Below are 26,040 nucleotides of genomic sequence, written 5' to 3'. Positions count from 1 at the left end.
TTTCGTAATTTTCCAGATGGAAAGTCGATCTTTTCCGGCGACGCTGACGAGGGTTTATGTCGTTCCAATGCAAAGAGGCCCCGAGGGGCCTCTTTGACTCTCTATCGCTCTTGCTTGAGCGTTAGATGCGCGCAGCCTTCAGGGCAGCGTTGAACGTAGCACTTGGGCGCATGACGGCTTTGACCTTGACGGGGTCGGCGACGTAATAACCACCGATGTCCACCGGCTTGCCCTGGACGGCCTTGAACTCGGCAGCGATTTGTGGCTCGTTGTCGGTCAGGTTTTTGGCCAGCGCTGCGAAATGCGCTTGCATTTCCTTGTCTTCGGTCTGCTCAGCCAGCGCCTGTGCCCAGTACATGGCGAGGTAGAAATGACTACCACGGTTGTCGATCTCGCCGGTGCGGGTCGAAGGACCTTTGCCGTTGTCGAGCAGCTTGCCCGTGGCATCGTCGAGCGTCTTGGCCAGCAGTGCCGCCTTTTTGTTGCCGGTCTTTTGGCTGATGTCTTCCAGCGACACCGCCAAGGCCAGGAACTCGCCCAGCGAATCCCAACGCAGGTGATTTTCTTCCACCAACTGTTTGACGTGCTTGGGAGCTGAGCCGCCCGCGCCAGTCTCGAACATGCCGCCACCGGCCATCAAAGGCACGATGGAGAGCATCTTGGCGCTGGTGCCCAGTTCCATGATCGGGAACAGGTCGGTCAGGTAATCGCGCAGGATATTGCCGGTCACCGAGATGGTGTCCATGCCGCGAATCACGCGTTCCAGCGTGAAGCGCATGGCGCGGACTTGCGACATGTGCTGGATGTCGAGACCGGTGGTGTCGTGGTCTTTGAGGTACAGCTCGACCTTCTTGATCAGTTCGTTTTCATGGGGACGATACGGGTCCAGCCAGAAAATTGCGGGCATGCCGGAATTACGGGCGCGGTTCACGGCCAGTTTGACCCAGTCGCGGATCGGGGCATCCTTGACCTGGCAGGCGCGCCAGATGTCGCCGGCTTCAACGTCTTGCGACAGCAGCACTTCGCCGGTGGCGAGGTCGGTGATATTGGCCACGCCGTCTTCCGGCACTTCGAATGTTTTGTCGTGCGAGCCGTATTCCTCAGCCTGCTGGGCCATCAGGCCAACGTTGGGCACCGTGCCCATGGTGACGGGGTCAAAATTGCCGTTGGTCTTGCAGAAGTTGATCATCTCCTGGTAGATGCGGGCAAAGGTGGACTCAGGCATGACGGCCTTGGTGTCTTTTGGCTTGCCGTCTGGTCCCCACATCTTGCCGCCGATGCGGATCATGGCGGGCATGGAGGCATCGACGATCACATCGCTTGGCGAGTGGAAGTTGGTGATGCCCTTGGCCGAGTCGACCATCGCCAGCACGGGACGGTGCTCGTGGCAGGCGTGCAGGTCACGCTCAATCTCTTCGCGCAGTGACTCAGGCAACTTGGCGATCTTGTCGTACAGGTTGGACATGCCGTTGTTGACATTGACACCCAACTCTTCGAACAGCTTGGCGTGCTTGGCGAAAGCATCCTTGTAGAAAATCCGCACGCAATGACCGAAAACGATCGGGTGCGAAACCTTCATCATCGTCGCCTTGACGTGCAGCGAGAACAGCACGCCGGTTTGGCGGGCATCTTCGAGTTGATCTTCATAGAACTCGCACAGGGCTTTCTTGCTCATGAACATCGAGTCGATGATTTCACCGTCAAGCAGGGCCAACTTGGGCTTGAGCACAATGGCTTTGCCGCTCTTGGTGATCAATTCCATCTTGACGTCACGCGCCTTGTCCAGCGTCAGCGACTTTTCACCGTGGTAAAAGTCGCCGTGCGTCATGTGCGCGACGTGGGTCTGCGAAGCCATGCTCCACTTGCCCATCGAATGCGGGTGCTTGCGCACGTTGCGCTTGACGGCCATGGGTGCACGGCGGTCAGAATTACCTTCGCGCAGCACCGGATTTACCGAACTGCCCAAGCACTTGGAATAACGGGTCTTGATGACCTTTTCTTCGTCGGTTTTTGGATTTTCAGGAAAGTCAGGGACTTTGAAGCCATTCGCCTGCAGTTCTTTGATCGCAGCAGTCAACTGCGGCACCGAGGCACTGATATTGGGCAGCTTGATGATGTTGGTGTCAGCAAACTGGGTCAGACGCCCCAATTCGGCCAGGTTGTCGGGCACTTGCTGCTCGGGCGTGAGGCAGTCAGAAAACTCGGAAAGAATACGGGCCGCCACCGAAACGTCGCTCTTGACGATGTCGATTCCTGCGGGGCCGGCAAATGCCCGGATGACAGGCAGAAAAGAACAAGTCGCCAGCAACGGCGCCTCGTCAGTGAGCGTATAGATAATTTTTGAATTTCCGGCAGCCATTGATGTCCTCTTACTTGTGGTTAATTAGTTTGACCGATGTTAATTTACTGGATAGTCCTGTCGCCAACCTGAATGGCGTGGGGCCTAATTCTGCGCCTTTGAGTGGCCCGATTCCTGTTTTTAATTTTCCACCATCTGACAAGCAGTTGCGCAATGATGAACTCGCGTCACTTGTTTATCATTAATATGAAATAGTTTCAGTGTCATAAAAATGAAACCGTGGTCGATCAAAATCAAATTACTACTGAGGGACGGGCCAAAATATGTACAACAACGCAGAAACACTCATCTCCCAAACCGGCTTGCGCTACACCTCTAAAGAAAATGGTTCCCCATTTCAAGGGGTGGGCGGCACGGGTGAAACAATGAGTTGCATCAAATGCGGCCATCACCGACTGAGAAGAAACGGCACCATCAAGCGGTTTCTCAACTCACCCATGTTCTTTTGCTTTGACTGCAAACCGCCGGTCAAGGTCGAAAAATAAGGACTCACTTCAGACTCAGATTGAGCGTTTTCCCGGCTGGATCCTTGACCGATGAGATCGCCTTGAAAGCCAGGGCCTGAATGCGGTCCGGTAGCCTGACAAAGTTGTTTTGCTGGACCAGCGTATCGCCATTGATGAACGCCCAGACAAAGAACTGCAATACCTGACGTGTGAGCTCGGCATTCTGGGCAACTTGGGGTACCAATACAAAGGTGCCCATCGTGATCGGCCACGTGCCCTTGCCGGGCATGTTGGTGAGGGTGCTGGCAAAAGTACCGCTACTGCCCCAGTCGCTATTGTGCAAAGCCGCCCGAAAGGCGCCGATGGAGGGCGCCAACAAATCACCCTCGGCATTCACCAACTGAACCGTACGCAACTTGTTCACCTTGACGTAGCCGTAATCCACATAGCCGATCGCCCCGACGGTCTCCTTGACCGCATTCACCACACCTTCGCTGCCCTTGGACGCCAGAAACTGGGCGGGCCAGACAAAGCTGGTTTTCACACCCTGCTTTTCTTTCCAAAGGGGGTTGACCTTGGCCAGATAGTCCGCAAAGTTGTAGGTCGTTCCGGAACCATCGCTGCGCACCACCACTTTGATGGCCAAGGCGGGCAAGTTCAGCTCAGGATTGAGTTGGGCGATGGCCGGGTCGTTCCACTGCGAGATGAGGCCCAGATATATCTGCCCCAGCACCGGGCCCGACAAGTGCAACTGAGCGTCGCCCACTTTGGGCAAGTTAATGACCGGAGCGATGCCTGTAATTGCAATGGGGAACAGGACGAGCCCGTTCTTTTTAAGTTCAGCCAACGGGGGTGCCACATCCGAGGCACCAAAACCCGTCTGACTGGCTTGGATCTTTTTGATGCCCGCCGAAGACCCGATGGACTCATAGGCCAGACTGATGCCACTTTTCTTTTGGTATTCCTCACCCCAACTCCGGTAAATGGGCGCGGCGGCCGACGAACCTGCGCCGGTCAAAACTAAGCTGTCGGCAGCGTGCGTCGGCATGATTGAAAGGCCCAAAAGGACCAGAAGCAGTGATTTTTTAATGTCCAACTTTCGCTTTCTTGAATACGGGGATGGGACCACGAGCGCCACGCGTTTTTACAAAAGGAGGCTGCTGATCTTGAACGAAATTCACCGGAGACTGGCCCATGGTTTCCAATTCTTACAAAGAATTGTGACAAGCCATTCATCGCCACGACCCACCGAGTTCAGCAGGACTTCGGTCATTTCGGGCAAGGGTTTGTACCCGGTATTTCATTGCATTTGCGGCAGAAAAAGTTGTTTAATTCACCAGGGAGAAAAATATTGGAAAGTAGCACCTTGAACTTGAAAACACTGTTTTCCCCCGGCATTTGGATCATGCGCCAGATGCACTTTGGCATCAAACTGACCTTGATGGCATTGGCCTTGTTAGGACCTTTGCTGTTGGTCCTCCTGCAGTTGGTCTGGATACAAAACCATTCGCTGAATCTGACCCGCGACGAGTTGCAAGGCATTGGCATGGTGGGCGATGCCAACACGCTGATTCGCCAATTGCAGGCCCACCGTGGCCAAACCAATATGGTTTTATCGGGCAACACGGCGGCGCAGGCGGAGCGCGACAACAGCCGCACCGCCATGAATCAATCCCGCGACGCCCTTGATCGCAAGCTTTTATCCAACAAAACCGCACCCTATCAAGGCGAATGGACCGGTCTGCGTTCACGGCTTGAGGGGCTGGTGCCCGCACTTGAGGGCAAGACCGCCGCGGCCAGTTTCACCCTGCACACCGAGTTAATCGATGACTTGGGGCGTTTTGTTTACGGGATGGCCAAGCAATCAAGCCTGCTTTTTGACCCCGATCCGGCGACCCACTTGTTGATTGATATGGTTGTTTCACGCACCCACCCCTTGGCTGAACAGTTGGGCAAATTGCGCGGCCAAGGCGCGGGGATCTTGAGCCAGCCAACGCTGGATGAGGCCGGCGCTGTTCGGGTGCGCACCCAACTTGATGCGCTGGACGCGGGCGTCCGAGATCTTCAATATTATTTAATGGCGTTGAAAGACGCTGCGGTGACGGACCTCCTGGCAGACAAAGCCTTGCAAGCCAGCACCCAGTTCTCTCAAAATGCTCGACTGCGGTTCGCACCGAATGCGGCCACGGGTGAGCCGCAGATTTTCTTCCAAGCGGGCACACAAGCCATTGAGGCGGTGGCGGACTACCAGCGTTCTGCCATAGCCGCCAGTGGCAAACTTCTGCAGGCCCGTTATGAAACCACCCAGCGCTTGCTCTGGCTGTCAACACTGGGCAGCGGCTTTTGCGTGCTGGTCATGCTGTATTTCCTGCTGGCTTTTCACATCAGCTTTATTGCGGATTTACGCCAGATGTTGGTCGGCATGCAGCAGACAGCAAGCGGCAATCTGGGCCAACGTCGGCGCATTGCGGGCAAAGACGAGTTGGCCGAAATGTCTCTCACCATGGACACCATGGCCAATAATTTTTCAGCGATGGTGGCCAGTGTTCGCAGCAATTCCGCCTTGGTGTCGAGTGCAGGCGGGAGCTTGGCGCAGGGCAATCGCGCCTTGTCTGACCGCACCGAGCAGCAAGCCGCCAACCTGGAGCAAACCGCTGCCAGTGTGCAGGAGTTGTCTGCCACCGTACAAGACAATGCGCGCGCAGCACAACAGTCGGCCGGCATGGCCGGTGGGGTGCGCGATGTGGCCGAGCACGGCGCCCGGGCAATGACAGAGGCCATTGGCTCGGTCGAGGCCATTCAGTCGAGCACCCGCCGGATGGATGAAATCGTGAGCGTCATTGATGGTCTGGCATTTCAGACCAATATCCTGGCGCTCAACGCCGCAGTGGAAGCGGCGCGTGCCGGCGAATCTGGCCGTGGCTTTGCCGTCGTGGCCAGCGAGGTGCGCTCGCTGGCGCAGCGTTCAGCCGCGTCATCCAAGGAGATCCGGCAATTGATTGAAGCGTCTTCTACCCAGGTCGCAACCGGCGTGGCGCAGATCCGCAAAGCGGGCGTCAACATGACGCAGGTGGTGGACGGTATCCGGGGGGTGGCCACCAACATGTCGCAAATCTCGGCATCCAGTGCCGAGCAAAGCGCGGGCCTGACCGAAATCACGGCGGCCATTCGCCAACTGGATGAGATCACCCAGCAAAACGCTGCGCTGGTTGAGCGGGCGGTCAACCAAGCCAATGACCTGGAGGTGCGCGCCGCCACCCTGTCTGAAGCTGTGGTTGTTTTCAAGCTGCAGCAAGGCACTGCCGATGAAGCCATGGCGCTTGTGGAGCGGGCAGCTGACTACCGTCGCCAATGTGGCTCTCGGGATGCATATCTGCGGGATCTGACGCAGTCTGATAAAGGCTTTTTTGACCGCGACATGTACATGTTTGCGCTGGATTGCAACGGCGCCTACCTGGCATTTGGCGGCAATCAGGCCAAAGTAGGTACCCGCGTGCAGGACATTCCCGGCATCGATGGTGCGGGTCTGCTGGATTCGATCATCTCCCAAGCCGAACGGGAGCCGGGTTGGGTGGAGTACGACATCACCAACCCGTCCAATGGGCGCGTGCAAACCAAAATGTCTTTTGTGCAGCAGCTCGATGATGTTTATATCGGCTGTGGTGTTTACAAGAATCTGGTCTCAGGCTAATTTCACTCCGAAATATATAGCTGCTTGCGCAGTTACTACGGGGGCTAGAGGCCTAAATGGCTTAAATTTTTTTAAGTCTACGTCGATGGCGCACCGGGCACCGGTGAGGCAGCCTAACGCTGGGGGCTTTTAGAATGGCGCCCCTGCCATTACCTGCCTGCCCACCATGAACATCACGGTCAACGAAGAACTGCTTGCCTACATCGACCCGCTGACCCCCGACGAGCACGATGCCCTGGAGCGCAGTCTGCTGGCTGAGGGTTGCCGGGATGCGCTGGTGTTGTGGGGCGAAGTGCTGGTGGATGGGCATAACCGCTTTGGCATTTGCACCCGGCACGGCATTCCTTTCAACACAGTGCAAAACACGCGTTTCAACTCGATTAACGATGTCCACCTGTGGATGATTGACCAGCATCTGGGCCGGCGCAGCGTGTCTGACTTTCAGCGCGGAGTGCTGGCCTTGCGCAAAAAGGACATTTTGGCGGCTCGTGTTCATGTGCCAATGAGTGACGCAGCGCCATCGGAATCGCCCACAACGCCGGCGCCCCTGGTCACCCGCGAGTCCATCGCCAAGGCTGCGCGCATCAGCAGCAACACCATCAGCCAGATCGAAAAGATCCAGAAATCAGCCGCGCCCGAGTTGGTGGCCGCCATCAAGTCCGGCACGATTTCCATCAACGCAGCCGCCAGCGTGGCCTCGTTGCCAGTGCATGAACAAGTCGCGGCCGTGGCTGGCGGCAAAAAAGAACTGCAACAAGCGGCCCGTCAAGTGCGCGAAACCCGCGCCGTCGAGCGCTCTGAACCGGAAACGCCAGCAGGCATCATCGCCCGCCTGCGTCAAACCATCACCGAGCTCAGCCTGGAAAACGCCGCCCTCAAGGCTCAACTGGCCGAACTGGCGGCCTGAACCGCCGAGACACCGGCTCGCAGCCCCAGCAGATAGCTGTCCACGCCAAAGCCACAAATCTGGCCTTTGACAATCTCGGCGAACACCGAGTGGTGGCGAAAGGTCTCGCGGGCGTGGATGTTGGACATGTGCACCTCCACAATCGGACACGTCAATATCGCCAGCGCATCACGAATGCCATAGCTGTAGTGGGTCCAGGCACCGGCGTTGATCAGCACGGCGTCCACGCACTCGGCATAGGCCTGATGAATGCGCTCACACATCGCCCCTTCGTGATTGGTCTGGAAGTTGGCCACTTCGGCACCCAACTCCAGACCTAGCGCCGTCAGCCTGGCATTGATTTCATCCAGCGTGATGGTGCCGTATTGAACCGGGTCACGCTTGCCAAACATGTCGTGGTTGATGCCATGGAGCATGAGAATTTTCATGGGTATCTTCTTTTAAAAGGTTGAATTTCGCGATGATTCCAACGATTATCCCGAACTGGGTGGTCTCGTCATAGTACGATTTCCTGATCGCAGGCAAAGCTGTCGAACGCCAGAGGCCTGCACCTCCCTATTAAGGAATTCACGTCATGAAAATTGCTGCCCTCCAGATGGTCTCAGGCACCGACTTGCAACGCAACCTGGACATGGCCAGACAATTGCTGACACAGGCGGCGCAGCAAGGCGCCGAACTCGCGGTCTTGCCCGAATACTTTTGCCTCATGGGAGCACAGGACACCGACAAACTGGCCATCCAGGAAACCATGGGACACGGACCCATTCAGGACTTTTTGAGTCAGGCGGCCCGTGACCTGGGCCTGTGGATCGTAGGCGGCACCCTGCCTATTGCTACCAATGAAGCCCAGCGCGTGCGCAACAGCAGTCTGGTCTTTGATCCGACGGGCCAGTGCGTGTCGCGCTATGACAAGATTCATCTGTTTCGCTTTGACAATGGCATCGAGCGCTATGACGAGGCCCTCGTGCTGCAAGCGGGCACCCAAGCTGTGAGTTTCGAGTTGCCGTCCATCGATGGCCATACTTACCGGATCGGCCTGAGCGTTTGCTACGACTTGCGCTTTGCCGAGTTGTACCGTGAACTGGCCGCCGATGTGCTGCTGGTGCCGAGTGCATTCACCTTCACTACCGGACAGGCGCATTGGGAGGTGCTGCTACGCGCACGCGCCATTGAAAACCTCGCCTATGTACTGGCTGCGGCGCAGGGCGGCGTGCATGACAACCAAAGACGCACCTGGGGACACAGTATGGTGATCGATCCGTGGGGGCAAGTTCTGGTGCAACACGAGACCGGCCCGGCCGTCATCATGACCGAAGTTACCCGGGAAGCCCTGGTCACAGCCCGTGCCCGGTTACCCGCGCTCCATCACTCGGCAGGAGGGCAATAGGAACACATTTCATGAGTATTAATCACACACGTTATTCCTAGCTTTTTTGACTAAAAACTACTGCGCGCTAAAATACTTGTCCAGAGATGGCTTCGTTGCTCGTTGATCACCTACCCCGCTCTTGTGGGTTACCTGACCAAACGCTCGCCGCTCTTTTGTTCAATTACTACAAAGACCTCTACCTATGTCCCTCTCCAGCTCGACCCTCATCGCCATTCAAAAAGCCGGCGCTGCCGCCTTCACCGCTGACGAAAAGCTCAAACAAGCGGCAAAGAACTATGCCGACCGCGTCCATGCCGCGATTGCTGCCAACCCTTACAACGCAAGCAATGACGCCCTGATTGAGAACTGGAAAACAGTGGCGCGCTTGTCGCAAACCCTGGCCGGGATCGAGGCGGAGATCAAAAAGGTATTTCAGGTCGCATCAAAGCTCACCGGCGATGACCAACCCAGCGTGGTGTCCTCGCCAGTAGCAGCCACCCCTCAACGTGCGGCCAAAAAAGCTGTGGTCGCACCCGTTGCCACCGCGCCTGTCGCCAGTGGCAAGACCAAGAACGCCAAGAAAACCAAGCCCGTCATCATTGACCTGGCACCCACCGATGTGGTGATCAAAGCCAAGAAGAAAGCCGCCAAGTCCAAGAAAGCCAGCGTCAGCGCTCCGGTCGCTGCAGCACCCGCCAAGTCCAAACCCAAGGCAGCAGCAAGCAAAGCCAAGTCGGTCGCCGCCAAAGGCACCAAAGTAAAAGCCCAGCCCGGCGAGTTGAATGGCAATGCCGCCAAGTTGCTGCCCAAACTGGAGCGCGTGCTCAACACCTCTGATTACTCTGAAATCAGCCAAACTGCCATGGCCAAAGAAGCTGATATTGCGTTGGGCTCGATGACTGCAGCGCTCAAGAAATTGATGGAGTTGGGTCGCATTACGGCCGGACCTGCCGGCAGCTACATGCTGGCACAGCCAGCTATGTCAGCCGCTACGGCTGACGCTGGCACCAACTAAACCAGCGGTTTTTATTCGGGGGTGGGGACATCGCGTTCGCCACCCCTGCCCCGAGAGGGCGCCGAGGTCATCAAGTCAGCTCGAGCGCACGCTTCTCCATTAATACCCGTGTGAACGTCTCATCTTTCGCGAAACATTTCAGGATCTCATCGCGCGCAGTCACGGTGCCATTGATCACCAAACGTTCAAGATAAAGCATCGTTTCACGACCGGCAGCATCATCAGGTGCCAATCGTCTTTTAGTCTCTACCAGTTGCGTCAATGCTGCAATGGTTAGCACAGCTCTTTTGTGATTATCAATTGTCATAGGGGATTTAGAGCAGTGTGGTTTGACCTGGGTCAGTGTGTTGTCTGGTGGAGTAAACAACAACGTGTACCCCTCTAATGTAACCAGTCAATGCCCCAAGTGGACTTACCCGACCGGAGTGGTCAGATGTTCCCATCCTTTAAATCATGAAAATCAACAAAATTTGCGGATTTCAATACCGATTTTCGCAGGTCATCACCCATTGACGCGGGGTATTTCAGCTAGTGCGCCGGCTTGACCACACACCCAACCTGACTGGCACAAATCTTCTCCCATATTGCAACCAAAGTCGTTTGAAAAATTTCGCCTCTGGCCTATGCTCAGGGCTGCTTTGAACGCTCAGAAAACCCCACATGTGCCAGTTTTTGTGCAAGCCACTCCGAGGAACGATGATGCACCCCTCATTCCGCGCCACATGGGGCAAGGTCCAATCTGGTCGAGGTCAAAGCAAATGCTTAACCGCTCCATAGCAAGTTAAATAGAAAGGACGCCATGCCCCGTTTTGCCGCCAACCTCAGCATGCTTTACCCCGAGCTTGAGTTCCTGGACCGTTTTGAAGCCGCTGCACAAGACGGATTCAAAGCCGTCGAGTATTTATTTCCGTACGCTTTTGAAAGCCGAGAAATCGCCGAACGGCTCAAAGCCCATGGCCTTCAACAAGTGCTGTTCAACACCCCACCCGGCGACTGGGCGGCGGGTGAGCGCGGGCTGGCTTGCCTTCCCGGGCGTGAAGCCGAGTTTCGCGAAGGCATTGGCAAAGCACTGACCTACGCTGCAGCCCTCAACTGCCCCCGCCTCCATGTCATGGCAGGGTCGCTGCCTGCTGGCGCAGCACGTGACGCTTATTACCCTACTTACATCAGCCAACTTCGCTGGGCTGCTCTTGAAGCTGTCAAGCAGGGGGTTGACCTATTGATTGAACCTATCAACACCCGGGATATTCCCGGATTTTTCCTTAATCGACAGGACCAGGCCCACCAGGTACTTGCAGACGTCGGCGCCTCCAACCTCAAGGTGCAAATGGACCTGTACCACTGCCAGATCGTCGAAGGTGACCTGGCGATCAAGCTGCGCCAGTACCTGCCTACTGGTCATGTTGGTCATATTCAGATTGCCGGTGTGCCACAGCGACACGAACCCGATCTGGGTGAATTGAACTATCCCTATCTGTTTTCGGTGCTGGATGAGTTGGGCTACACCGGTTGGGTGGGTTGCGAATATCGACCCAACGCGGGCATGCAAGTCGGAGGCACGTCTTCCGGGCTAGGCTGGCTCAAGCCCTATCTATAAAAAACTAAGCCGTCAAGATGGACTCTTCAGGCTGCGGCAGAAGCATCTCGATCACCCCGTCGGACATTGAAATTTTCCCACCCATGCCCTGTATCAGTGCGCCCGTCGTTGCATCGACAGACACGAGTGCGTTGGACGCCCCTTCGCAGGTGATGCGAATCCGCACGTCTAATTCACACAGTTTGGTTTCGACACCAATACGTCTTGGCGCGAGCCATCGCTCGTCGTCGTCTTCGACACACGACTGCAAAAGGTTCATGAGCGCCTCGGTCAGGTGATCCGGAACGATGACGCGTGCCGGCAACTTGACACCCTGTTGAAACTCGATGGTTGTGGCGCTAAAACGCTTGTCAAAACTCATAAAGTCGCAGACCGCTTTAACCAGTTGATTCACGTCGACTGGCTCGGGCGTCTCGTTGCGCGCCGAAACGAAATCCGACATTCTTCGCATCATGGCGGCAATGCGCATGGTTTGCTCCAGAAGCATGTCTGGTTGGCATTCACAACTCGTGCCGTTCGCCTGCAGGTCTGCAGTCTGCTCGGCAAGCGCTGTGATCGTCGCCAGCGGATTAGCCACCTCGTGCGAAACAGTAGTCGCCATGGCCGCAAGGGCAGACATTTTCTCCCGATGCCATCGTGCTTCACTCGCCTTCGATTTTTCCAGAATACCTTGGTAGCGGCTGAGTTCTTCATTAATATGCTTAAGCGCGAACTGCTGCTTCCTCATGGGCAGAAAAACCAAAGCATAGAGGGTGGGAGCAACAATAATGGTCAGGAGGAACGGATCTAAAAACTCCCAAAAAAGGGAGGGCACCATTTTCCCAAAGGTCGGCACCAGAACAAAGTGAATGGCCAGCATGATTAATAGCTCAGCCAGATGGATAACGACAGCCACCACAACTATTAATTTGATCAGTGAGCGACTACCTATTTTGGAATGGAACATCATTCTTAGCTTCTTTAATAGTTAGACTTTGGCAGCCAACATTACTTGATCGGAACACATTGAGCCTTGACGTCATCCATAACTTCCGACATGGCAGGCTTCGTTTGTCGGTCGTTGCTCCAATCCAGCCAGTCCGGACCAAACAACTCTGATGGGTGTGGCGAGCGTTCGTTCGCACAGGCCATCGAGTTGACCGAACAATAAATGTCACAGCCCCAGCAGATTCGATCTGGATTAGCAGGGTGAATAGGAAACTTCTTCATCGATCATGATTATCGATGGGGTCTCGAATCAGCTCGTGATTTATTTGGCGACGCATGCTTCCCTATTGGCATGACAATTAATTGGTGTGAGTCGGAGAAAAGATCGCGCAGTTTTCACAGCGTGGTGTTGACGTCAAATCGGGTAGCTAACAGCGCTTCACCGGCAACGCATGATAGACGGTTGGCTTAGATTTATTTTTTGTTTTAAATATTGGTGTTGGCATGAAACTTTGGCATCTACAAGCCTTTTTTTGGACCTCCCTGATAGTGCTGGCATGTCCGGTCCAAGGCGATGAAATCTCCGTTGCCGTGGCGTCCAACTTCACTGGGCCCATGAAGCGCATTACCGCCGAATTCGAGAAGGACACTGGTCACAAGGTGCTGGCGTCCTATGGCGGCACAGGAAAGTTTTACGCCCAGATCAAAAACGGCGCACCCTTTGAAGTGCTGCTGTCAGCCGACGACGAAACACCGGCCAAACTCGTCAAAGAAAATACAGCCGTCGCAGAAACCCAATTCAATTACGCGGTCGGAAAACTGGTGCTGTGGTCGGCCAGACCGGGGCTGGTGGATGCTGCGGGCGATGTCTTGAAGACGGGGCGTTTTGAACATCTGTCCATGGCAGACGCAAAGCTCGCCCCCTATGGCACAGCGGCCATGCAGACCCTGAAGGCGTTGGGGGTGTATGGCGTTGTGCAGCCCAAGATCGTGACTGCAGAAAACATCTCCCAGGCCTATCAGTTCATCAGCAGCGGCAATGCCGAACTCGGGTTTATCGCACTGTCACAAGTGCTCAAAGGCGGCAAGATTGAAGGCTCGTCGTGGCTGGTCCCACCCAACCTGTATACCCCCATCCGTCAGGACGCTGTCATTCTGAACAAGGGCAAAGGCAAACCGGCCGCGGAGGCCCTGATGAAATTCCTGAAAACTGACAAAGCCCGGGCCATCATCAAGTCCTTTGGCTACGAATTGTCTTAAACATGCAAAGAACGCGTGCAGAACCAAGAGGAGAATGCAGCGACTACAGTATGTGCTTCGCCAAATAAGAATAGCCCAAATTTCTCCATGTCCCCTGATGTCATCGCCATTGTGTTGACCGCCAAGCTGGCCGGTCTCACCACGCTGCTGCTGCTTGCCTTAGGTACGCCCATCGCATGGTGGCTGGCGCGCAGCCGCTCAAGGCTTAAAAATGTGGTGGGTGCGATCGTTACCTTGCCGCTGGTGCTACCACCCGCCGTGCTGGGCTTCTATCTGCTGGTGCTGATGGGGCCGCAGGGGCCAGTGGGCCAGCTTACCCAAGCACTGGGCCTGGGCCTGCTCCCTTTCACCTTCTCGGGCTTGGTGGTGGCCTCGGTCATCTACTCCATGCCCTTTGTCATACAACCCCTGCAGCAGGCCTTTGCCGCCATGGGGGATCAACCCCTGGAAGCCGCCGCCACCTTGCGCGCCTCGCCCTGGGATGCGTTTGTCAGCGTGGCCCTGCCTTTGGCCCTTCCGGGGTTCATCACGGCAGCTGTTCTTGGTTTTGCCCACACGGTGGGTGAGTTTGGGGTGGTGCTGATGATTGGCGGCAACATTCCGGGCCAAACCCAGGTGCTGTCCATGGCCATTTACAACCATGTGGAAGCCCTCGAATACAGCCATGCGCATTGGCTGGCCGGTGGCATGCTGGGCTTTTCGTTTCTGGTGCTGTTGCTGCTGTACAGCCGCGGATGGAACCGCCAGCCATGAGTATTCAGGCGCGCTTCAAACTAAGCTATTCGGGTTTCGAGCTTGATGTGGACCTGGAGTTGCCAGGCAAAGGGGTCACCGCCCTGTTCGGCCCCTCGGGTTGCGGCAAAACGTCTTTGCTGCGCTGCATGGCCGGTCTTACCCGCACCCCCGTTGGGCAGCTCACGGTGAATGGCGAAGTTTGGCAAAGCGACGCGTTTTTCATGCCGACGCACCAGCGCCCCCTGGGCTATGTCTTCCAGGAAGCGGCCCTTTTTGCGCACCTGAGTGTGCGGCGCAATCTGCTGTACGGTCAGGCGCGGGTGGCACCGGCTGAACGGCGCATCGAGCTTGATAGCGTCGTCGACCTGCTGGGCATTGCGCATCTGCTGGAGCGTATGCCGCAAGGTCTTTCCGGTGGCGAACGCCAGCGAGTGGCGATTGCCCGCGCGCTGCTGACCAGCCCGCGTTTGCTGCTGATGGACGAGCCGCTGGCGGCCCTGGACGTCGCACGCAAGAACGAGTTTCTACCCTATCTGGAGCGCCTGCATGATGAGCTGGATATTCCGGTGATCTACGTCAGCCATGCGCCGGACGAGGTCGCTCGGTTGGCGGACACCCTCGTGGTCATGCAGCAAGGCCGCGCATTGGCAGTCGGCCCCTTAACCGAAACCATGGCACGACTTGATCTTCCGCTGCATCTGGGTGAGGACGCAGGTGTCGTGCTGCAAGCCGTGGTGGCCGAGCTTGATACCGCCTGGCACTTGGCACGCGTTGAATTTGCAGGTGGCAGCCTGTGGGTACGCGACGCCGGTCACGCCATCGGTAAGAGCGTTCGGGTGCGCATATTGGCGCGTGATGTCAGCATTGCGCTGGCGCCTGTCAGCGGCATCAGCATCCAGAACTGCCTGCCCGCCACGGTGGACCAGATCGCTACGGATTACCACCCTGCACTGACCCTGCTTCGTTTGCGCTTGGGCGCTTCACCCCTGCTAGCGCGCCTGACCCGGCGCTCTGCGGCCAGTTTGGAACTGGCTTCGAACAAGCTAGTCTGGGTACAGATCAAGGCCGTGGCCTTGATTGGCTAGCCACTACACGTCTTGCATTTCATGCAGCCGCTGCAAAAACACGAGTCATTGGGACAAAAGTCATATCAGCGGGTTCGGGCGCGGCGAGCTTTCATTTTTTTGCCGTTTTCAGCCTCGGCGGCTACTTTGGCAAGCGCTAGTTTTTTTTCATTGTGCTGATCAAGGCACAGCAGGGTGTCAACATAGGATACAAAACGATTCAGATAATCAGGCGAGATATCGCGCATTAAAGCCAGCGACTGAAGCACCAGCCTGTGAGAATTGATGGGCCCGGCGTTCTTGGGCGCCTGGTCAAGTGCTTTAGTTACCTGCTTATCCGCGCTGAGCTTGGACCAGGTATTTCTAAAATAATGTACCGATTTCAACTCGGTTTTGGTGCCGATATTTGCATCCAGACGACCCTCAACAGGTCCCGGGGAATGTTGATCAATCGAGCGGATGAGATCGCCCAAAGACGCTCGTGGGTCACTGCTTTTAAGCGCCTTGATGTATTGGCTCACGCCTGAGAATTTACTGGCGTTAAATAACTTCTGCAGATCGACAGTTGCCTGCGGATATTGCAGCCCAACAAGGGTGATGGCATCCTCGGCATCACTCTGCGCTTGCGTGAACCGCTCTCTAAAATCTGCCAGTCCTTGCATCAGTTTGGCATCGAGAATCCGTTTGACTGCTCCTTGCTGCGCGTTCGCACGTTGAGCCAAAACCTCAAGGTAATGGAGGCGCACCGGGTCATACTGATCTGCACCGACTTGGCGTAAAGATGCGATCTCACAACTGAAACCCATCGACTGACTCACTGGCGAAATATGTATTTCGCTGACTTCAGACGCAGTCATGGCGACGGATTTTTAGAGTTGCTGTTCTTCGGCACGGGCGCCATTTCGACCCGCCGGTTTTGAGAGCGCGCCGACTCATCCACATTGGGCGTGACCGGTTGTTCAGCGCCAAAGGCTGCAGCAAATACCATTGACGAGGGCATTCCTTCCTCGATCAATGAACGCGTTACGGTCAATGCCCGCTGGGCTGAGAGTTCCCAATTATCAGCAAACCGGCTGTTGCCTTCGCGAATCGAACTGTCATCCGTAAATCCACTGATCATCAGTAGTTCATCCCGTGACGTCAAATATGCCCGCAATGGCATGACCAGACTATTCAAGAGCTGCCGACCACCGGGTTGCAATTGGTCAGAATTCAAGGAAAACAAAACTCGGCCGCTGATACCGATACGTCCGTTATTCAAAGTTATTCGTCCTGAGGCCAGTGGAATGGCCAACGCTTTTTCAAGGGCCATACGACGCTGCTCTTCGACTTGCCGCTTTTTCACCTCGGTTTCCAAATGCATTGTCAGTTGCAACTGAACCACCAGAACGCCTACCAACAACAGCACAAAAGCCCCCAGCAAACCCGACATCAGGTCGCCGAAAACGGCCCAGACTGGCGCGGTTTCCTCCATGCCCGAATCTCTGTCAACCATCAGTTGACCTCGTCAGTTAACAAGGTTTGCTTGCTTGGGAGTTGACGCAACTCTTCAAAAATATCTTTTTGGGACATGATGCTCAGATCAATGATTTCGCGTGCCTGAGCCACGTAGTAAGCCATTTGGTCATCACTTCGCGCCATGGATTTATCCATCGCGCCTTCGATGCGTTGCAGGTTCATAATCATTTTCTCGTTGGCATCACTGAATGAGCGCACAGCAAAACTGAAGGACTCGCTCAGGCTCGATACCTCTACCGCGCTGCTGGTGACGTGGGCTGCAATTTCAGAAAGCTTGGCCGCTTCAGCACCCACCTTTTCTGAAAACTCGCTGCCAGCGTGGTTGAGTGCCACGGATGAAGATGCCACCATTGTCTCGATCACCGCACGCTGTTCAACGGAGGCTTGGTTGATTGCGCCGAGTAGTGAGTTCAGCGTTTCCATGATGCGACTTCGCTCTTCAAGCAGCTCGTTATCGCGAGCAACACTGTGGGTAAGCTCCTTGCGTAGTTGTCCAATGACCTCTGCCGCCGCGCGCGGGGCATCCGATGCGGTTTCAATGAGTCGGGTTATCGGGTCTTCTAGTGCCATGCCCAAGGTGCTTAGATGGCTGGTCAGTGCTGCCTGCAATTGACCCAATCGCTCAACGGCTGCGTTCCCGCGTAACGCTTCCTCATCTCTGAGCGAGCCGAGTTCGGTACGCAACATGTTGGAGAGTTGCTCCATGCGTTCGCTGTGTTCTTTGACCCAGTCTGATTCAGAAGCGATTCGAGAACGATTCAACTCTTCTGAACTCGCCACCAAGCGCGCAATCTCGCCGAGAGTCTGGCTGGCACTCATTTGCACCTGCCCAGTTATTGCATGAGCGGTCTGGGCCAATGTGTTGCAAATTTCCTGCTGCTGGTTGAGCGTTTTCGATCCGTTTTGTTGCCATTCAAGATTCAGCTCCGATGCCATTTTCTCTAACGAACCTAACCACGCATCCAGGCGCATTTTGTCATTTGAGGTTTGGTCGGTCTGTAACTTGCCGTACGCATCGTTAACCGCAACTAGAAGCGCCACGGAACGCTTATCGAATGTTGCGTTGAATGCTTCCAACGACTGCCCCACCTCTGTGACCAGCGTTTCATTTGACCGTTCTTGGCTGCTGAGCGCTGACGTCCAAGTATCGGCCACGATGGAGGCTGTCGTGCTGAACCGCGTAGAAATTCCATCGAGTTGCAACTGAGCTGAATCGATCATGCGTTCGTGCATCAACTTCGCCTCTTGTGCAATCCTCGCCATCGCGGATTCGACAATAGGCTTGAGACTCTCACCGGAAATATGAGCACTCTGAGTCAGGCTGTCTCGGAGTGATTTATCAACTGACTGAGCTAACTCGGTATAAACATTTTTGACATCAATGTGAAAGCTTTCCTGATTGGTCATCAATCTATCATTCAACTGCAGACTCATGCGTTCCATCTGCACCATCATCGCTTGCAACTTATCAACCACCATAGGCAAGGCTTGTGATTGAAGCTGAAGTGCCTTGAAAGTTTCCTGACGCTGATGCGTAAGAGAAAAAACGCGAAAAATAGTGCCAATTTTTGCATCGAGCAACTGCGCTGACAGCATTCTTTCTCGGCGGCTGAGGGCTGACATCAACCCCAGCATAGCGGAGGAAGCAACTCCAGCCACCGACGTGCCAAATGCCAATCCCAGGCCCTTTATCGGGGCAGCAAAAGCTGAGCGAATCGACTGAAGATCTGACGTGCCTTCCAAGGCAAATACGGCGCCATTGAGTGTGACAACCATACCCAAAAACGTGCCGAGCATCCCCAGCATCACGAGCAACCCAACCAAATAGGGTGTCAGTGAGGGGCCAGGCAAGCCAATGCGCTCTCCTTCTATGCGCATACGCACTGGATTTTGCAATGAAGATGGCACGTTGACTAGCCAGTCATCGAGATTAGTGAGAGAGCCAGGAATCGTCGCTAACGCCGTTGACAAGGTTGAAGTTGCCTGTCGAAAACGGAATAATTCAAGAGAACCGAATACGTAGACCATGCCAATGATTACGGTCATCAACAGCGCAAGATGATTCGTACCGATAAATCCGGAACCAGCCCACACAACGGCCATCGCACCCATGACAAAGACGACAGTGAAAAAATGTCTATTCATAGCTGATTCTTTTTTCGTGATTAAAGGCTTCAATGAGCCCCTGTATTGGATGCAACCGAACGTCTAATTCAGCCAGCAATACAGTACGTAGTTCATTACAAAAACGATCCCACCATGCACCCGGTTTAACCCTCAAGTCAGAGCTAGATGCTTGTGGTGTATCGACATTCAACTGTCGATGTTCCAAGTTCAATTGTTCAAACCGTTTTAAAAGTAGCATAGGTATTGATGCGAACAACTTACCCTCTCTTTCAGAAAGTATTTCGTCGAAAGCCGCATCTATGGTCGCAAGTTGCTTGAGCGCTGGAGAAGTCTTAACAAGCATGTCCCGTACCTTTACCCGCAATGATCGAACGCTCAAATCCATGTCACGTTGATGTGCAAGATAGAAGCGCCGATAGGGTTCATAGGCTGACAAAACATCCATAGTCTCGTTAAGCGTTGATGACATGATTTGAATTTGCGCTCTATCCACTGTAGGCGAACCACGCATCGCGATGGAATTCTCCAAGGAAGCGCGAATTCGGGTGTACTCTTCATCAGCGCCTGGGCACGTGTTGGATTGCTCAGGAGATTCAGTGGTAAACGGGCCTAAATTGGTCGCAACTCGAAGTCTAATAGCATCAGCAATATCAACCCATTGCCCCAACTTTTCAGCAAAATCAATCTCCGAATCACTGGACACCACGACGGTCAGTGCATCCAAAATGCGAACGAGTTTTGAGCTGTGGAAGTTTGTACGCGTTAGTGGTCGCGCCATAGGTTGCTTTAATCCAAATTGAAATAATCATGGTGTGTGAATCCACATATTTGCGGCACACAGATAACCCGACACAAAGCAAAACGCCAACTCTAAAGTTGGCGTTTTCTTATGGGGAAAGCCCCATATCTATCTGGTTGCGCGAGTAGGATTTGAACCTACGACCTTTGGGTTATGAGCCCAACGAGCTACCAGGCTGCTCCATCGCGCGGTATTCATATATTATAACCGATTAATTAGCTTCAACTTCGGCAACTGTTTCATTTTCAACAGGACCGCGATCAACTAATTCAACCAATGCCATAGGCGCATTGTCACCAACACGGAAACCCATTTTAAGGATACGTGTGTAGCCACCTGGACGCGCATTAAAACGTGGTCCTAAAACATTGAATAATTTAACAACGCTGTCACGATCGCGCAAACGATCAAATGCCAAGCGACGATTTGCAACGGTAGCGACCTTGGCCAATGTAATCATTGGTTCAATGACGCGACGCAATTCTTTCGCTTTTGGAAGCGTTGTTTTGATGACTTCGTGCTCAATGAGCGAGTTCATCATATTACGAAGCATAGCTAAACGATGTGAGCTAGTGCGATTAAGTTTACGTAGTCCGTGTCCGTGACGCATTTTAATTTCCTATTTATATTTAACAAGTAGCCGTACTAGGTACTACTCGAGTCACTGAGCTCAAGAAGCTCAAAAATTAACGCTTTTCGAGAGCTGCCGGTGGCCAGCTTTCAAGCTTCATACCAAGAGTCAAACCACGCGAAGCCAAAACTTCTTTGATTTCATTCAATGATTTACGGCCCAGATTAGGAGTTTTTAACAACTCGTTCTCTGTACGCTGAATAAGATCACCGATGTAATAAATATTTTCTGCCTTCAAACAATTGGCTGAACGAACGGTTAATTCAAGTTCATCAACTGGACGCAGAAGAATCGGATCAAACTGTGTGCTGCCTCTTGGTGCAGGCGCATCAAAGGCGGCAAGCTCGCTACCTTCAAGCTGCGCAAATACAGCCAATTGCTCAACTAAAATTTTAGCAGAAGCACGAACCGCATCTTCCGCAGATATTGCACCGTTAGTCTCGATATCGACAACGAGCTTGTCCAAGTCAGTACGCTGCTCAACGCGAGCACTTTCCACGGTGTAGCTAACACGCTTCACCGGGGAGAATGAGGCATCCAAAACAATACGGCCTATCGACTTGGTTGGCTCGTCTGCATGTCGACGCATAGTTCCTGGAACATAGCCACGACCTTTTTCAACCTTGATCTGCATGTCCAATTTGCCACCGTGTGACAAATTAGCAATAACGTGACCTGGATTGACGATTTCGACATCATGAGGTGTTTGAATGTCACTTGCAGTGACCACACCTTCACCATCTTTACGAAGGCTCAATGTCACTTCATCGCGGTTATGGAGTTTGAAAACCACACCCTTAAGGTTAAGCAAAATGTTTACAACATCTTCCTGGACACCATCAATCGAAGAGTACTCATGAAGCACACCAGCTATCGTCACTTCAGTGGCTGCAAAACCGGGCATCGATGACAAAAGCACCCGACGAAGGGCATTACCCAATGTGTGGCCATAACCACGCTCAAAAGGTTCAAGAGCAACTTTTGCACGGTTAGCAGACAACTGCTCAACGTTAATTGCTTTGGGTTTCAGTAAGTTATTTTGCATGCAGACTTCCTCTCAATACCCCCGGTACGTTACACCGGTAAGGCTGACGGAGCACCTAGGTTGTAGGCAACTACAACCCAGGAACGATTTCGAATAGACCAAATTTCGCAATTAGCGAGAATACAACTCAACGATCAAGGATTCGTTGACATCAGCAGCAAACTGATCGCGATCAGGAAGAGACTTAAAAGTACCTTCTGTTTTTTCGACGCTGACTTCAACCCAAGCTGGCAAACCAACTTGTTGGGCCAACTGAAGCGCTTCAGCAATTCGGTTCTGTTTCTTTGACTTTTCGCGAACAGCGATGACGTCACCAACTTTAACCATGTACGAAGGTATATTGACAGACTTGCCATTAACCGTCATAGCCTTGTGTGACACCAACTGACGAGCTTCTGCACGTGTTGATCCAAAGCCCATACGGTAAACAACGTTGTCAAAGCGCGACTCAAGCAAAGTCAACAGGTTTGCACCCGTATTACCTTTACGACGATCAGCTTCTTCAAAATAACGACGGAATTGCTTTTCGAGCACACCGTACATACGTTTGACTTTTTGCTTCTCACGGAGTTGGAGACCGTAGTCAGAAGTACGGGCACCTGAAGTGCGACCGTGCTGACCTGGCTTGGAATCGAATTTAGCCTTGTCGCCAATTGAACGACGAGCGCTCTTCAAAAACAAGTCTGTGCCTTCACGGCGGGATAATTTGGCCTTGGGGCCGAGGTAACGTGCCACTGATCTTCCTTTATGTCAACTGCCGCAATAAATGCGGGAGCCACCGGTTGAGCAACCAGTGGCGGTGGGCTTTGTTAAAAATTAAATACGACGACGCTTCTGAGGCCGGCAACCATTGTGTGGCACAGGCGTAACGTCAGCAATCATATTGATACGAATACCAAGGGCGGCAAGCGCACGAACCGAAGATTCGCGACCAGGTCCTGGACCTTTGATCTCGACATCAAGGTTCTTGATGCCTTGTTCAATGGCTGCGCGACCAGCAACTTCAGAAGCTACTTGAGCAGCAAATGGAGTCGACTTACGCGAACCTTTGAAACCTTGTCCACCGGACGATGCCCAAGACAACGCATTGCCTTGACGATCGGTGATTGTAATGATCGTGTTATTAAACGAAGCGTGAACGTGTGCAACACCGTCAGCTACATTTTTACGAACTTTTTTGCGAACACGTTGTGCTGCATTATTGGCGGGAGCTTTTGCCATGGTGGTCTTTCAATCCCTGTTATTTCTTCAATGAAGCAGCAGCCTTACGCGGGCCTTTGCGAGTACGTGCATTTGTGCGTGTGCGTTGACCACGCATTGGCAGTCCACGACGATGCCGAAATCCACGATAGCAACCAATGTCCATCAAACGTTTGATGTTCATCGTGGTCTCGCGGCGCAGATCACCTTCGATGGTGAACTGAGCAATCTGATCGCGAATTTTTTCTAAGTCGCTATCAGTCAGATCTTTGATTTTTTTGGAATATGCAATGTCACAAGCTTCGCAAATTTTGCGAGCTCTGGTGCGACCGATTCCAAAGATGGCGGTTAAACCAATTTCAGAATGCTGTTGCGGTGGAATATTGATGCCAGCGATACGTGCCATTTTCGTCCTCTAAAACTCTTGCAATTAACCCTGGCGCTGCTTGTGGCGTGGATCAGAACAGATCACGCGAACAACGCCCTTACGCCGAATTACCTTGCAGTTACGGCAAATTTTCTTGACCGAAGCCGAAACCTTCATATCATTCTCCTAAAACTTATGGAAACCTTTCGCCGTAATGAACGAAAGACACAAACATTAATATTTCTATTATTTAGCTCGAAAAACGATTCGCGCTCTACTCAGGTCGTAAGGCGTCAATTCGACGGTTACTTTATCTCCTGGAAGAATTCGAATGTAATGCATTCTCATTTTCCCCGAAATATGACCTAGTACAACGTGACCATTTTCTAGCTTCACACGAAATGTTGCATTAGGCAAGTTTTCAACAACCTCACCCTGCATCTGAATAACATCATCTTTTGACATATAACCTAATCGCCTTATGAAGACTTGAAATTAGCCTTCTTCAACAGCGATTCATATTGCTGCGACATCATGTAATTCTGAACTTGCGCCATGAAATCCATAGTCACAACAACAATAATCAAAAGAGAAGTACCACCAAAGTAAAACGGAACGTTGTACTTGAGAATAAGAAACTCAGGCAACAAGCAGACCAGCGTGATGTAAATTGCACCAGCGAAAGTCAAACGCAACAATATCTTGTCAATATACTTAGCCGTTTGATCACCAGGACGAATGCCAGGAATAAACGCACCACTTTTCTTCAAGTTATCGGCTGTCTCACGACTATTGAAAACCAATGCCGTGTAAAAGAAACAGAAAAATATGATCGCAGCAGCATAAAGCATCACATAGATGGGTTGTCCGGGTGTCAATGATCCAGCAATGTCTTTGAGCCAACGCATTGAATCACCAGCACTAAACCAACCAACAACTGTAGCGGGCAACAAGATAATCGATGAAGCAAAAATCGGTGGAATCACGCCCGCCATATTTAGCTTTAACGGCAAATGGGAAGACTGACCGCCATAAACCTTATTACCTACCTGGCGTCTTGCGTAGTTAACCAGTATCTTTCGTTGTCCACGCTCTACGAACACAACGAAGAAAGTGACTAACGCGACAAGAATGACAATGAACAAGGAAACAATAATGCTCATTGCGCCTGTACGCACCAATTCAAGTAATCCACCAATTGCATTTGGCAATCCAGCAGCAATACCGCCAAAAATCAGAATCGATATTCCGTTACCCAAGCCGCGCTCAGTAATTTGTTCACCGAGCCACATGAGGAACAAAGTTCCAGCCGTGAGCGTTACGATCGCCGTTATACGAAAACCGAATCCAGGTGTAATCACCAAGCCAGCGGAGCTTTCCAAGGCAAGAGCTATACCCATTGACTGGAACAACGCTAATCCTAGAGTCCCATACCGTGTGTACTGCGTAATCTTGCGACGTCCGCCTTCGCCTTCTTTCTTCAACTGCTCGAAGGCAGGAAGAACATAAGTGAGCAACTGCATAATAATTGATGCAGAAATGTACGGCATGATTCCAAGTGCGAACACAGTAAACCGGGACAAAGCGCCACCGGAAAACATATTGAACATACCTAGAATGCCGCCTTGCTGACCCTTGAAAAACTGAGCTAGCTGTGCTGGATCGATACCAGGTACTGGAATATGTGCACCTACGCGGTAAACAACCAACGCGAGCAACAAAAAGACAAGTCGACGACGCAGGTCGCCGAATTTACCAGTTTTTGCTAATTGAGACGCGTTAGTTACCACTTGAGTGTTCTTTCAGTTTCAAGCTTAGACCAAGCTTCCGCCAACCGCTTCAATCGCGACCTTTGCAGCAGCAGTCGCACCAATCCCAGTGAATTTCACAGAAATTGTGAGTTCACCAGTCTTGATAACTTTGACTACTTTTGCCAACTCACCAACAAGACCAGCTTGCTTCAGAGTTACCAAGTCCACCTCAGTAGCACCCAACTGCTCGAGCGCAGTTAAAGTAACTTCGGCATTGAATTTCAGCAAATGTGATTTAAAACCACGTTTTGGCAAACGACGTTGCATAGGCATTTGACCGCCTTCAAAACCCACCTTGTGGTAGCCGCCTGCACGAGACTTCTGTCCCTTGTGGCCACGACCAGCCGTCTTACCGATGCCAGAACCGATACCACGTCCGACACGACGTTTGTAGTGCTTAGCGCCTTCTGCAGGCTTGATGCCATTGAGTTCCATCATCAACCTCTTAAAGCACTTTGACCAGATAACTGATCTTGTTAATCATGCCGCGGACCTCTGGCGTGTCCACCAACTCGCTAACGCTGCGAATTTTTCGGAGACCAAGGCCACGTACGGTGGCGCGGTGCGATTCCTGGCAACCGATAGGGCTGCGAATCAATTGCACTTTGATAGTTTGTTGTGTTGTCATATTGAGACTCCCGATTAAACGAAGAGTTCTTCAATAGTCTTACCACGCTTGGCTGCCACTTGCGACGGAGTCGTTGCATGTGAGAGCGCATCTAGTGTGGCACGGACCATGTTGTAAGGATTGGTTGAACCATGGCTTTTAGCCACGATGTCAGTAATGCCAATCACCTCGAAAACAGCGCGCATTGGACCGCCAGCAATGATGCCAGTTCCCTTAGGAGCCGGAGCCATCATGACAGCAGCTGCACCGTGCTGACCCATCACCTTATGGTGAATAGAACCGTTTTTCAACGAGACTTTGGTCATATTACGGCGAGCTTCTTCCATCGCTTTTTGCACAGCTGCGGGCACTTCTTTCGACTTGCCTTTACCCATACCAACGCGACCTTCGCCATCACCAACTACGGTCAATGCGGCGAAACCAAGAATACGGCCACCCTTGACCACTTTGGTAACGCGATTGATCGCGATCATTTTTTCACGCAGTCCGTCTTCAGGCCCATCAGCCTTACCCTGCATTTTTGCTTGAAATTTAGCCATCTTTA

At 53.0% G+C, this 26,040-nt stretch carries 30 protein-coding genes and 1 tRNA gene; 9 read left to right on the top strand and 22 right to left on the bottom strand.

Going from position 1 to position 26,040, the window contains the following annotated elements; translation table 11 throughout:
• Positions 1-121: 121 nt before the first annotated feature.
• Positions 122-2,359 carry an NADP-dependent isocitrate dehydrogenase gene (locus WCG50_RS01020; protein WP_336897692.1) on the bottom strand — a complete coding sequence of 746 codons (2,238 nt, stop codon included), beginning with the start codon at positions 2,357-2,359 and terminating at the stop codon, positions 122-124.
• A gap of 263 nt (positions 2,360-2,622) precedes the next feature.
• Between WCG50_RS01020 and WCG50_RS01015 the strand changes: the two genes are divergently transcribed.
• Positions 2,623-2,844 carry a hypothetical protein gene (locus tag WCG50_RS01015; protein ID WP_336897691.1) on the top strand — a complete coding sequence of 74 codons (222 nt, stop codon included), beginning with the start codon at positions 2,623-2,625 and terminating at the stop codon, positions 2,842-2,844.
• Between the two features lie 4 nt (positions 2,845-2,848).
• Here WCG50_RS01015 and pstS read toward each other — a convergent pair whose 3' ends face one another.
• Entirely contained in the window at positions 2,849-3,853 is a 1,005-nt protein-coding gene (pstS, locus tag WCG50_RS01010) for a phosphate ABC transporter substrate-binding protein PstS (RefSeq protein WP_336897690.1), read from the bottom strand.
• A 318-nt stretch (positions 3,854-4,171) separates the two neighbouring features.
• On the opposite strand from pstS, the gene WCG50_RS01005 reads away from it, so the two are divergent.
• Complete coding sequence (locus WCG50_RS01005; protein ID WP_336897689.1) at positions 4,172-6,496, top strand: methyl-accepting chemotaxis protein; 2,325 nt, start codon at positions 4,172-4,174, stop codon at positions 6,494-6,496.
• Between the two features lie 166 nt (positions 6,497-6,662).
• Positions 6,663-7,403: a hypothetical protein gene (locus tag WCG50_RS01000; RefSeq protein ID WP_336897688.1), complete on the top strand. Its 741-nt coding sequence runs from the start codon at positions 6,663-6,665 to the stop codon at positions 7,401-7,403.
• Here the strand turns inward: WCG50_RS01000 and WCG50_RS00995 are convergent.
• Positions 7,379-7,831, bottom strand: a complete 453-nt coding sequence (locus tag WCG50_RS00995) for a type II 3-dehydroquinate dehydratase (protein ID WP_336897687.1) — start codon at positions 7,829-7,831, stop codon at positions 7,379-7,381. The two genes, WCG50_RS01000 and WCG50_RS00995, sit on opposite strands and share 25 nt — an antisense overlap.
• Positions 7,832-7,977: 146 nt before the next feature.
• Here WCG50_RS00995 and WCG50_RS00990 point away from each other — a divergent pair, with 146 nt between their 5' ends.
• Positions 7,978-8,790, top strand: a complete 813-nt coding sequence (locus WCG50_RS00990) for a carbon-nitrogen hydrolase family protein (RefSeq protein ID WP_336897686.1) — start codon at positions 7,978-7,980, stop codon at positions 8,788-8,790.
• Between the two features lie 184 nt (positions 8,791-8,974).
• On the top strand, positions 8,975-9,787 hold the full coding sequence (locus WCG50_RS00985; protein WP_336897685.1) for a hypothetical protein: 813 nt from the start codon (positions 8,975-8,977) through the stop codon (positions 9,785-9,787).
• Positions 9,788-9,857: 70 nt separating this feature from the next.
• Here WCG50_RS00985 and WCG50_RS00980 read toward each other — a convergent pair whose 3' ends face one another.
• Complete coding sequence (locus WCG50_RS00980) at positions 9,858-10,094, bottom strand: hypothetical protein (RefSeq protein ID WP_336897684.1); 237 nt, start codon at positions 10,092-10,094, stop codon at positions 9,858-9,860.
• 492 nt (positions 10,095-10,586) lie between these two features.
• Here WCG50_RS00980 and otnI point away from each other — a divergent pair, with 492 nt between their 5' ends.
• Positions 10,587-11,384 (top strand): 2-oxo-tetronate isomerase, encoded by a 798-nt coding sequence (gene otnI, locus WCG50_RS00975; RefSeq protein ID WP_336897683.1) that lies wholly within the window; start codon positions 10,587-10,589, stop codon positions 11,382-11,384.
• A gap of 4 nt (positions 11,385-11,388) precedes the next feature.
• Here the strand turns inward: otnI and WCG50_RS00970 are convergent, their stop codons facing one another.
• Positions 11,389-12,333: a hypothetical protein gene (locus tag WCG50_RS00970; RefSeq protein WP_336897682.1), complete on the bottom strand. Its 945-nt coding sequence runs from the start codon at positions 12,331-12,333 to the stop codon at positions 11,389-11,391.
• A 38-nt stretch (positions 12,334-12,371) separates the two neighbouring features.
• Positions 12,372-12,593, bottom strand: coding sequence for a DUF3079 domain-containing protein (locus WCG50_RS00965; protein ID WP_336897681.1), 222 nt, complete (start codon positions 12,591-12,593; stop codon positions 12,372-12,374).
• Positions 12,594-12,815: 222 nt separating this feature from the next.
• Here WCG50_RS00965 and modA point away from each other — a divergent pair, with 222 nt between their 5' ends.
• From modA to modC, 3 genes are all read left to right on the top strand, one after another.
• Positions 12,816-13,571, top strand: a complete 756-nt coding sequence (gene modA / locus WCG50_RS00960; RefSeq protein WP_336897680.1) for a molybdate ABC transporter substrate-binding protein — start codon at positions 12,816-12,818, stop codon at positions 13,569-13,571.
• An 87-nt stretch (positions 13,572-13,658) separates the two neighbouring features.
• Entirely contained in the window at positions 13,659-14,324 is a 666-nt protein-coding gene (modB, locus tag WCG50_RS00955) for a molybdate ABC transporter permease subunit (RefSeq protein ID WP_336897679.1), read from the top strand.
• Positions 14,321-15,391, top strand: coding sequence for a molybdenum ABC transporter ATP-binding protein (gene modC / locus WCG50_RS00950; protein ID WP_336897678.1), 1,071 nt, complete (start codon positions 14,321-14,323; stop codon positions 15,389-15,391). Before modB ends, modC begins: the two co-directional genes overlap by 4 nt.
• Positions 15,392-15,456: 65 nt before the next feature.
• Here modC and WCG50_RS00945 read toward each other — a convergent pair whose 3' ends face one another.
• From WCG50_RS00945 to rpsE, 16 genes are all read right to left on the bottom strand, one after another.
• Positions 15,457-16,227: a DUF2894 domain-containing protein gene (locus tag WCG50_RS00945; RefSeq protein ID WP_336897677.1), complete on the bottom strand. Its 771-nt coding sequence runs from the start codon at positions 16,225-16,227 to the stop codon at positions 15,457-15,459.
• Positions 16,224-16,865: an OmpA family protein gene (locus WCG50_RS00940; protein WP_336897676.1), complete on the bottom strand. Its 642-nt coding sequence runs from the start codon at positions 16,863-16,865 to the stop codon at positions 16,224-16,226. Before WCG50_RS00940 ends, WCG50_RS00945 begins: the two co-directional genes overlap by 4 nt.
• Positions 16,865-19,033 (bottom strand): DUF802 domain-containing protein, encoded by a 2,169-nt coding sequence (locus WCG50_RS00935; protein ID WP_336897675.1) that lies wholly within the window; start codon positions 19,031-19,033, stop codon positions 16,865-16,867. The genes WCG50_RS00940 and WCG50_RS00935 overlap by 1 nt, the downstream gene beginning before the upstream one ends.
• Positions 19,026-19,793: a DUF3348 domain-containing protein gene (locus WCG50_RS00930; protein WP_336897674.1), complete on the bottom strand. Its 768-nt coding sequence runs from the start codon at positions 19,791-19,793 to the stop codon at positions 19,026-19,028. Before WCG50_RS00930 ends, WCG50_RS00935 begins: the two co-directional genes overlap by 8 nt.
• A 134-nt stretch (positions 19,794-19,927) precedes the next feature.
• A tRNA-Met gene (locus WCG50_RS00925) sits at positions 19,928-20,004 on the bottom strand.
• 21 nt (positions 20,005-20,025) lie between these two features.
• On the bottom strand, positions 20,026-20,424 hold the full coding sequence (gene rplQ / locus WCG50_RS00920; protein ID WP_336897673.1) for a 50S ribosomal protein L17: 399 nt from the start codon (positions 20,422-20,424) through the stop codon (positions 20,026-20,028).
• Between the two features lie 76 nt (positions 20,425-20,500).
• Entirely contained in the window at positions 20,501-21,490 is a 990-nt protein-coding gene (gene rpoA / locus WCG50_RS00915) for a DNA-directed RNA polymerase subunit alpha (RefSeq protein ID WP_336897672.1), read from the bottom strand.
• Positions 21,491-21,601: 111 nt separating this feature from the next.
• Positions 21,602-22,225, bottom strand: coding sequence for a 30S ribosomal protein S4 (rpsD, locus tag WCG50_RS00910; RefSeq protein WP_336897671.1), 624 nt, complete (start codon positions 22,223-22,225; stop codon positions 21,602-21,604).
• Positions 22,226-22,306: 81 nt separating this feature from the next.
• On the bottom strand, positions 22,307-22,711 hold the full coding sequence (gene rpsK, locus WCG50_RS00905; protein ID WP_114972515.1) for a 30S ribosomal protein S11: 405 nt from the start codon (positions 22,709-22,711) through the stop codon (positions 22,307-22,309).
• 19 nt (positions 22,712-22,730) lie between these two features.
• Positions 22,731-23,096: a 30S ribosomal protein S13 gene (rpsM, locus tag WCG50_RS00900; RefSeq protein WP_336897670.1), complete on the bottom strand. Its 366-nt coding sequence runs from the start codon at positions 23,094-23,096 to the stop codon at positions 22,731-22,733.
• 24 nt (positions 23,097-23,120) lie between these two features.
• Positions 23,121-23,234, bottom strand: a complete 114-nt coding sequence (gene rpmJ / locus WCG50_RS00895; RefSeq protein ID WP_301077293.1) for a 50S ribosomal protein L36 — start codon at positions 23,232-23,234, stop codon at positions 23,121-23,123.
• Positions 23,235-23,303: 69 nt separating this feature from the next.
• Positions 23,304-23,522: a translation initiation factor IF-1 gene (gene infA, locus WCG50_RS00890; RefSeq protein ID WP_007869286.1), complete on the bottom strand. Its 219-nt coding sequence runs from the start codon at positions 23,520-23,522 to the stop codon at positions 23,304-23,306.
• 14 nt (positions 23,523-23,536) lie between these two features.
• Positions 23,537-24,847 carry a preprotein translocase subunit SecY gene (secY, locus tag WCG50_RS00885; RefSeq protein WP_336897669.1) on the bottom strand — a complete coding sequence of 437 codons (1,311 nt, stop codon included), beginning with the start codon at positions 24,845-24,847 and terminating at the stop codon, positions 23,537-23,539.
• A 24-nt stretch (positions 24,848-24,871) separates the two neighbouring features.
• Entirely contained in the window at positions 24,872-25,303 is a 432-nt protein-coding gene (rplO, locus tag WCG50_RS00880; RefSeq protein ID WP_336897715.1) for a 50S ribosomal protein L15, read from the bottom strand.
• A 10-nt stretch (positions 25,304-25,313) separates the two neighbouring features.
• Positions 25,314-25,496: a 50S ribosomal protein L30 gene (gene rpmD / locus WCG50_RS00875; RefSeq protein ID WP_336897668.1), complete on the bottom strand. Its 183-nt coding sequence runs from the start codon at positions 25,494-25,496 to the stop codon at positions 25,314-25,316.
• Positions 25,497-25,510: 14 nt separating this feature from the next.
• Positions 25,511-26,035 (bottom strand): 30S ribosomal protein S5, encoded by a 525-nt coding sequence (rpsE, locus tag WCG50_RS00870; RefSeq protein ID WP_336897667.1) that lies wholly within the window; start codon positions 26,033-26,035, stop codon positions 25,511-25,513.
• Between the last annotated feature and the right edge of the window lie 5 nt (positions 26,036-26,040).

Origin of the sequence: Rhodoferax sp. (assembly GCF_037143375.1) — a bacterium.
GTDB lineage: Bacteria > Pseudomonadota > Gammaproteobacteria > Burkholderiales > Burkholderiaceae_C > Rhodoferax.
Note: the sequence above shows the minus strand (reverse complement) of the source record. Positions and strands in the feature narration are given on the sequence as shown.

Excerpts from the sequence above, each read along its gene's own strand:
- rpmJ (WP_301077293.1), bottom strand. The coding sequence starts at position 23,234 with ATGAAGGTTTCGGCTTCGGTCAAGAAAATTTGCCGTAACTGCAAGGTA.
- WCG50_RS00990 (WP_336897686.1), top strand. The coding sequence starts at position 7,978 with ATGAAAATTGCTGCCCTCCAGATGGTCTCAGGCACCGACTTGCAACGC.
- WCG50_RS01000 (WP_336897688.1), top strand. The coding sequence starts at position 6,663 with ATGAACATCACGGTCAACGAAGAACTGCTTGCCTACATCGACCCGCTG.
- pstS (WP_336897690.1), bottom strand. The coding sequence starts at position 3,853 with ATGCCGACGCACGCTGCCGACAGCTTAGTTTTGACCGGCGCAGGTTCG.
- rpoA (WP_336897672.1), bottom strand. The coding sequence starts at position 21,490 with ATGCAAAATAACTTACTGAAACCCAAAGCAATTAACGTTGAGCAGTTG.
- otnI (WP_336897683.1), top strand. The coding sequence starts at position 10,587 with ATGCCCCGTTTTGCCGCCAACCTCAGCATGCTTTACCCCGAGCTTGAG.
- rpsE (WP_336897667.1), bottom strand. The coding sequence starts at position 26,035 with ATGGCTAAATTTCAAGCAAAAATGCAGGGTAAGGCTGATGGGCCTGAA.
- WCG50_RS00940 (WP_336897676.1), bottom strand. The coding sequence starts at position 16,865 with ATGGTTGACAGAGATTCGGGCATGGAGGAAACCGCGCCAGTCTGGGCC.
- WCG50_RS01015 (WP_336897691.1), top strand. The coding sequence starts at position 2,623 with ATGTACAACAACGCAGAAACACTCATCTCCCAAACCGGCTTGCGCTAC.
- WCG50_RS00935 (WP_336897675.1), bottom strand. The coding sequence starts at position 19,033 with ATGAATAGACATTTTTTCACTGTCGTCTTTGTCATGGGTGCGATGGCC.
- WCG50_RS00980 (WP_336897684.1), bottom strand. The coding sequence starts at position 10,094 with ATGACAATTGATAATCACAAAAGAGCTGTGCTAACCATTGCAGCATTG.
- WCG50_RS00945 (WP_336897677.1), bottom strand. The coding sequence starts at position 16,227 with ATGACTGCGTCTGAAGTCAGCGAAATACATATTTCGCCAGTGAGTCAG.
- WCG50_RS00985 (WP_336897685.1), top strand. The coding sequence starts at position 8,975 with ATGTCCCTCTCCAGCTCGACCCTCATCGCCATTCAAAAAGCCGGCGCT.
- rpsM (WP_336897670.1), bottom strand. The coding sequence starts at position 23,096 with ATGGCACGTATCGCTGGCATCAATATTCCACCGCAACAGCATTCTGAA.
- rplQ (WP_336897673.1), bottom strand. The coding sequence starts at position 20,424 with ATGCGTCACGGACACGGACTACGTAAACTTAATCGCACTAGCTCACAT.
- WCG50_RS00965 (WP_336897681.1), bottom strand. The coding sequence starts at position 12,593 with ATGAAGAAGTTTCCTATTCACCCTGCTAATCCAGATCGAATCTGCTGG.
- WCG50_RS00995 (WP_336897687.1), bottom strand. The coding sequence starts at position 7,831 with ATGAAAATTCTCATGCTCCATGGCATCAACCACGACATGTTTGGCAAG.
- modB (WP_336897679.1), top strand. The coding sequence starts at position 13,659 with ATGTCCCCTGATGTCATCGCCATTGTGTTGACCGCCAAGCTGGCCGGT.
- infA (WP_007869286.1), bottom strand. The coding sequence starts at position 23,522 with ATGTCAAAAGATGATGTTATTCAGATGCAGGGTGAGGTTGTTGAAAAC.
- rplO (WP_336897715.1), bottom strand. The coding sequence starts at position 25,303 with ATGGAACTCAATGGCATCAAGCCTGCAGAAGGCGCTAAGCACTACAAA.
- WCG50_RS00970 (WP_336897682.1), bottom strand. The coding sequence starts at position 12,333 with ATGATGTTCCATTCCAAAATAGGTAGTCGCTCACTGATCAAATTAATA.
- rpmD (WP_336897668.1), bottom strand. The coding sequence starts at position 25,496 with ATGACAACACAACAAACTATCAAAGTGCAATTGATTCGCAGCCCTATC.
- modA (WP_336897680.1), top strand. The coding sequence starts at position 12,816 with ATGAAACTTTGGCATCTACAAGCCTTTTTTTGGACCTCCCTGATAGTG.
- WCG50_RS01020 (WP_336897692.1), bottom strand. The coding sequence starts at position 2,359 with ATGGCTGCCGGAAATTCAAAAATTATCTATACGCTCACTGACGAGGCG.
- modC (WP_336897678.1), top strand. The coding sequence starts at position 14,321 with ATGAGTATTCAGGCGCGCTTCAAACTAAGCTATTCGGGTTTCGAGCTT.
- WCG50_RS00930 (WP_336897674.1), bottom strand. The coding sequence starts at position 19,793 with ATGGCGCGACCACTAACGCGTACAAACTTCCACAGCTCAAAACTCGTT.
- rpsK (WP_114972515.1), bottom strand. The coding sequence starts at position 22,711 with ATGGCAAAAGCTCCCGCCAATAATGCAGCACAACGTGTTCGCAAAAAA.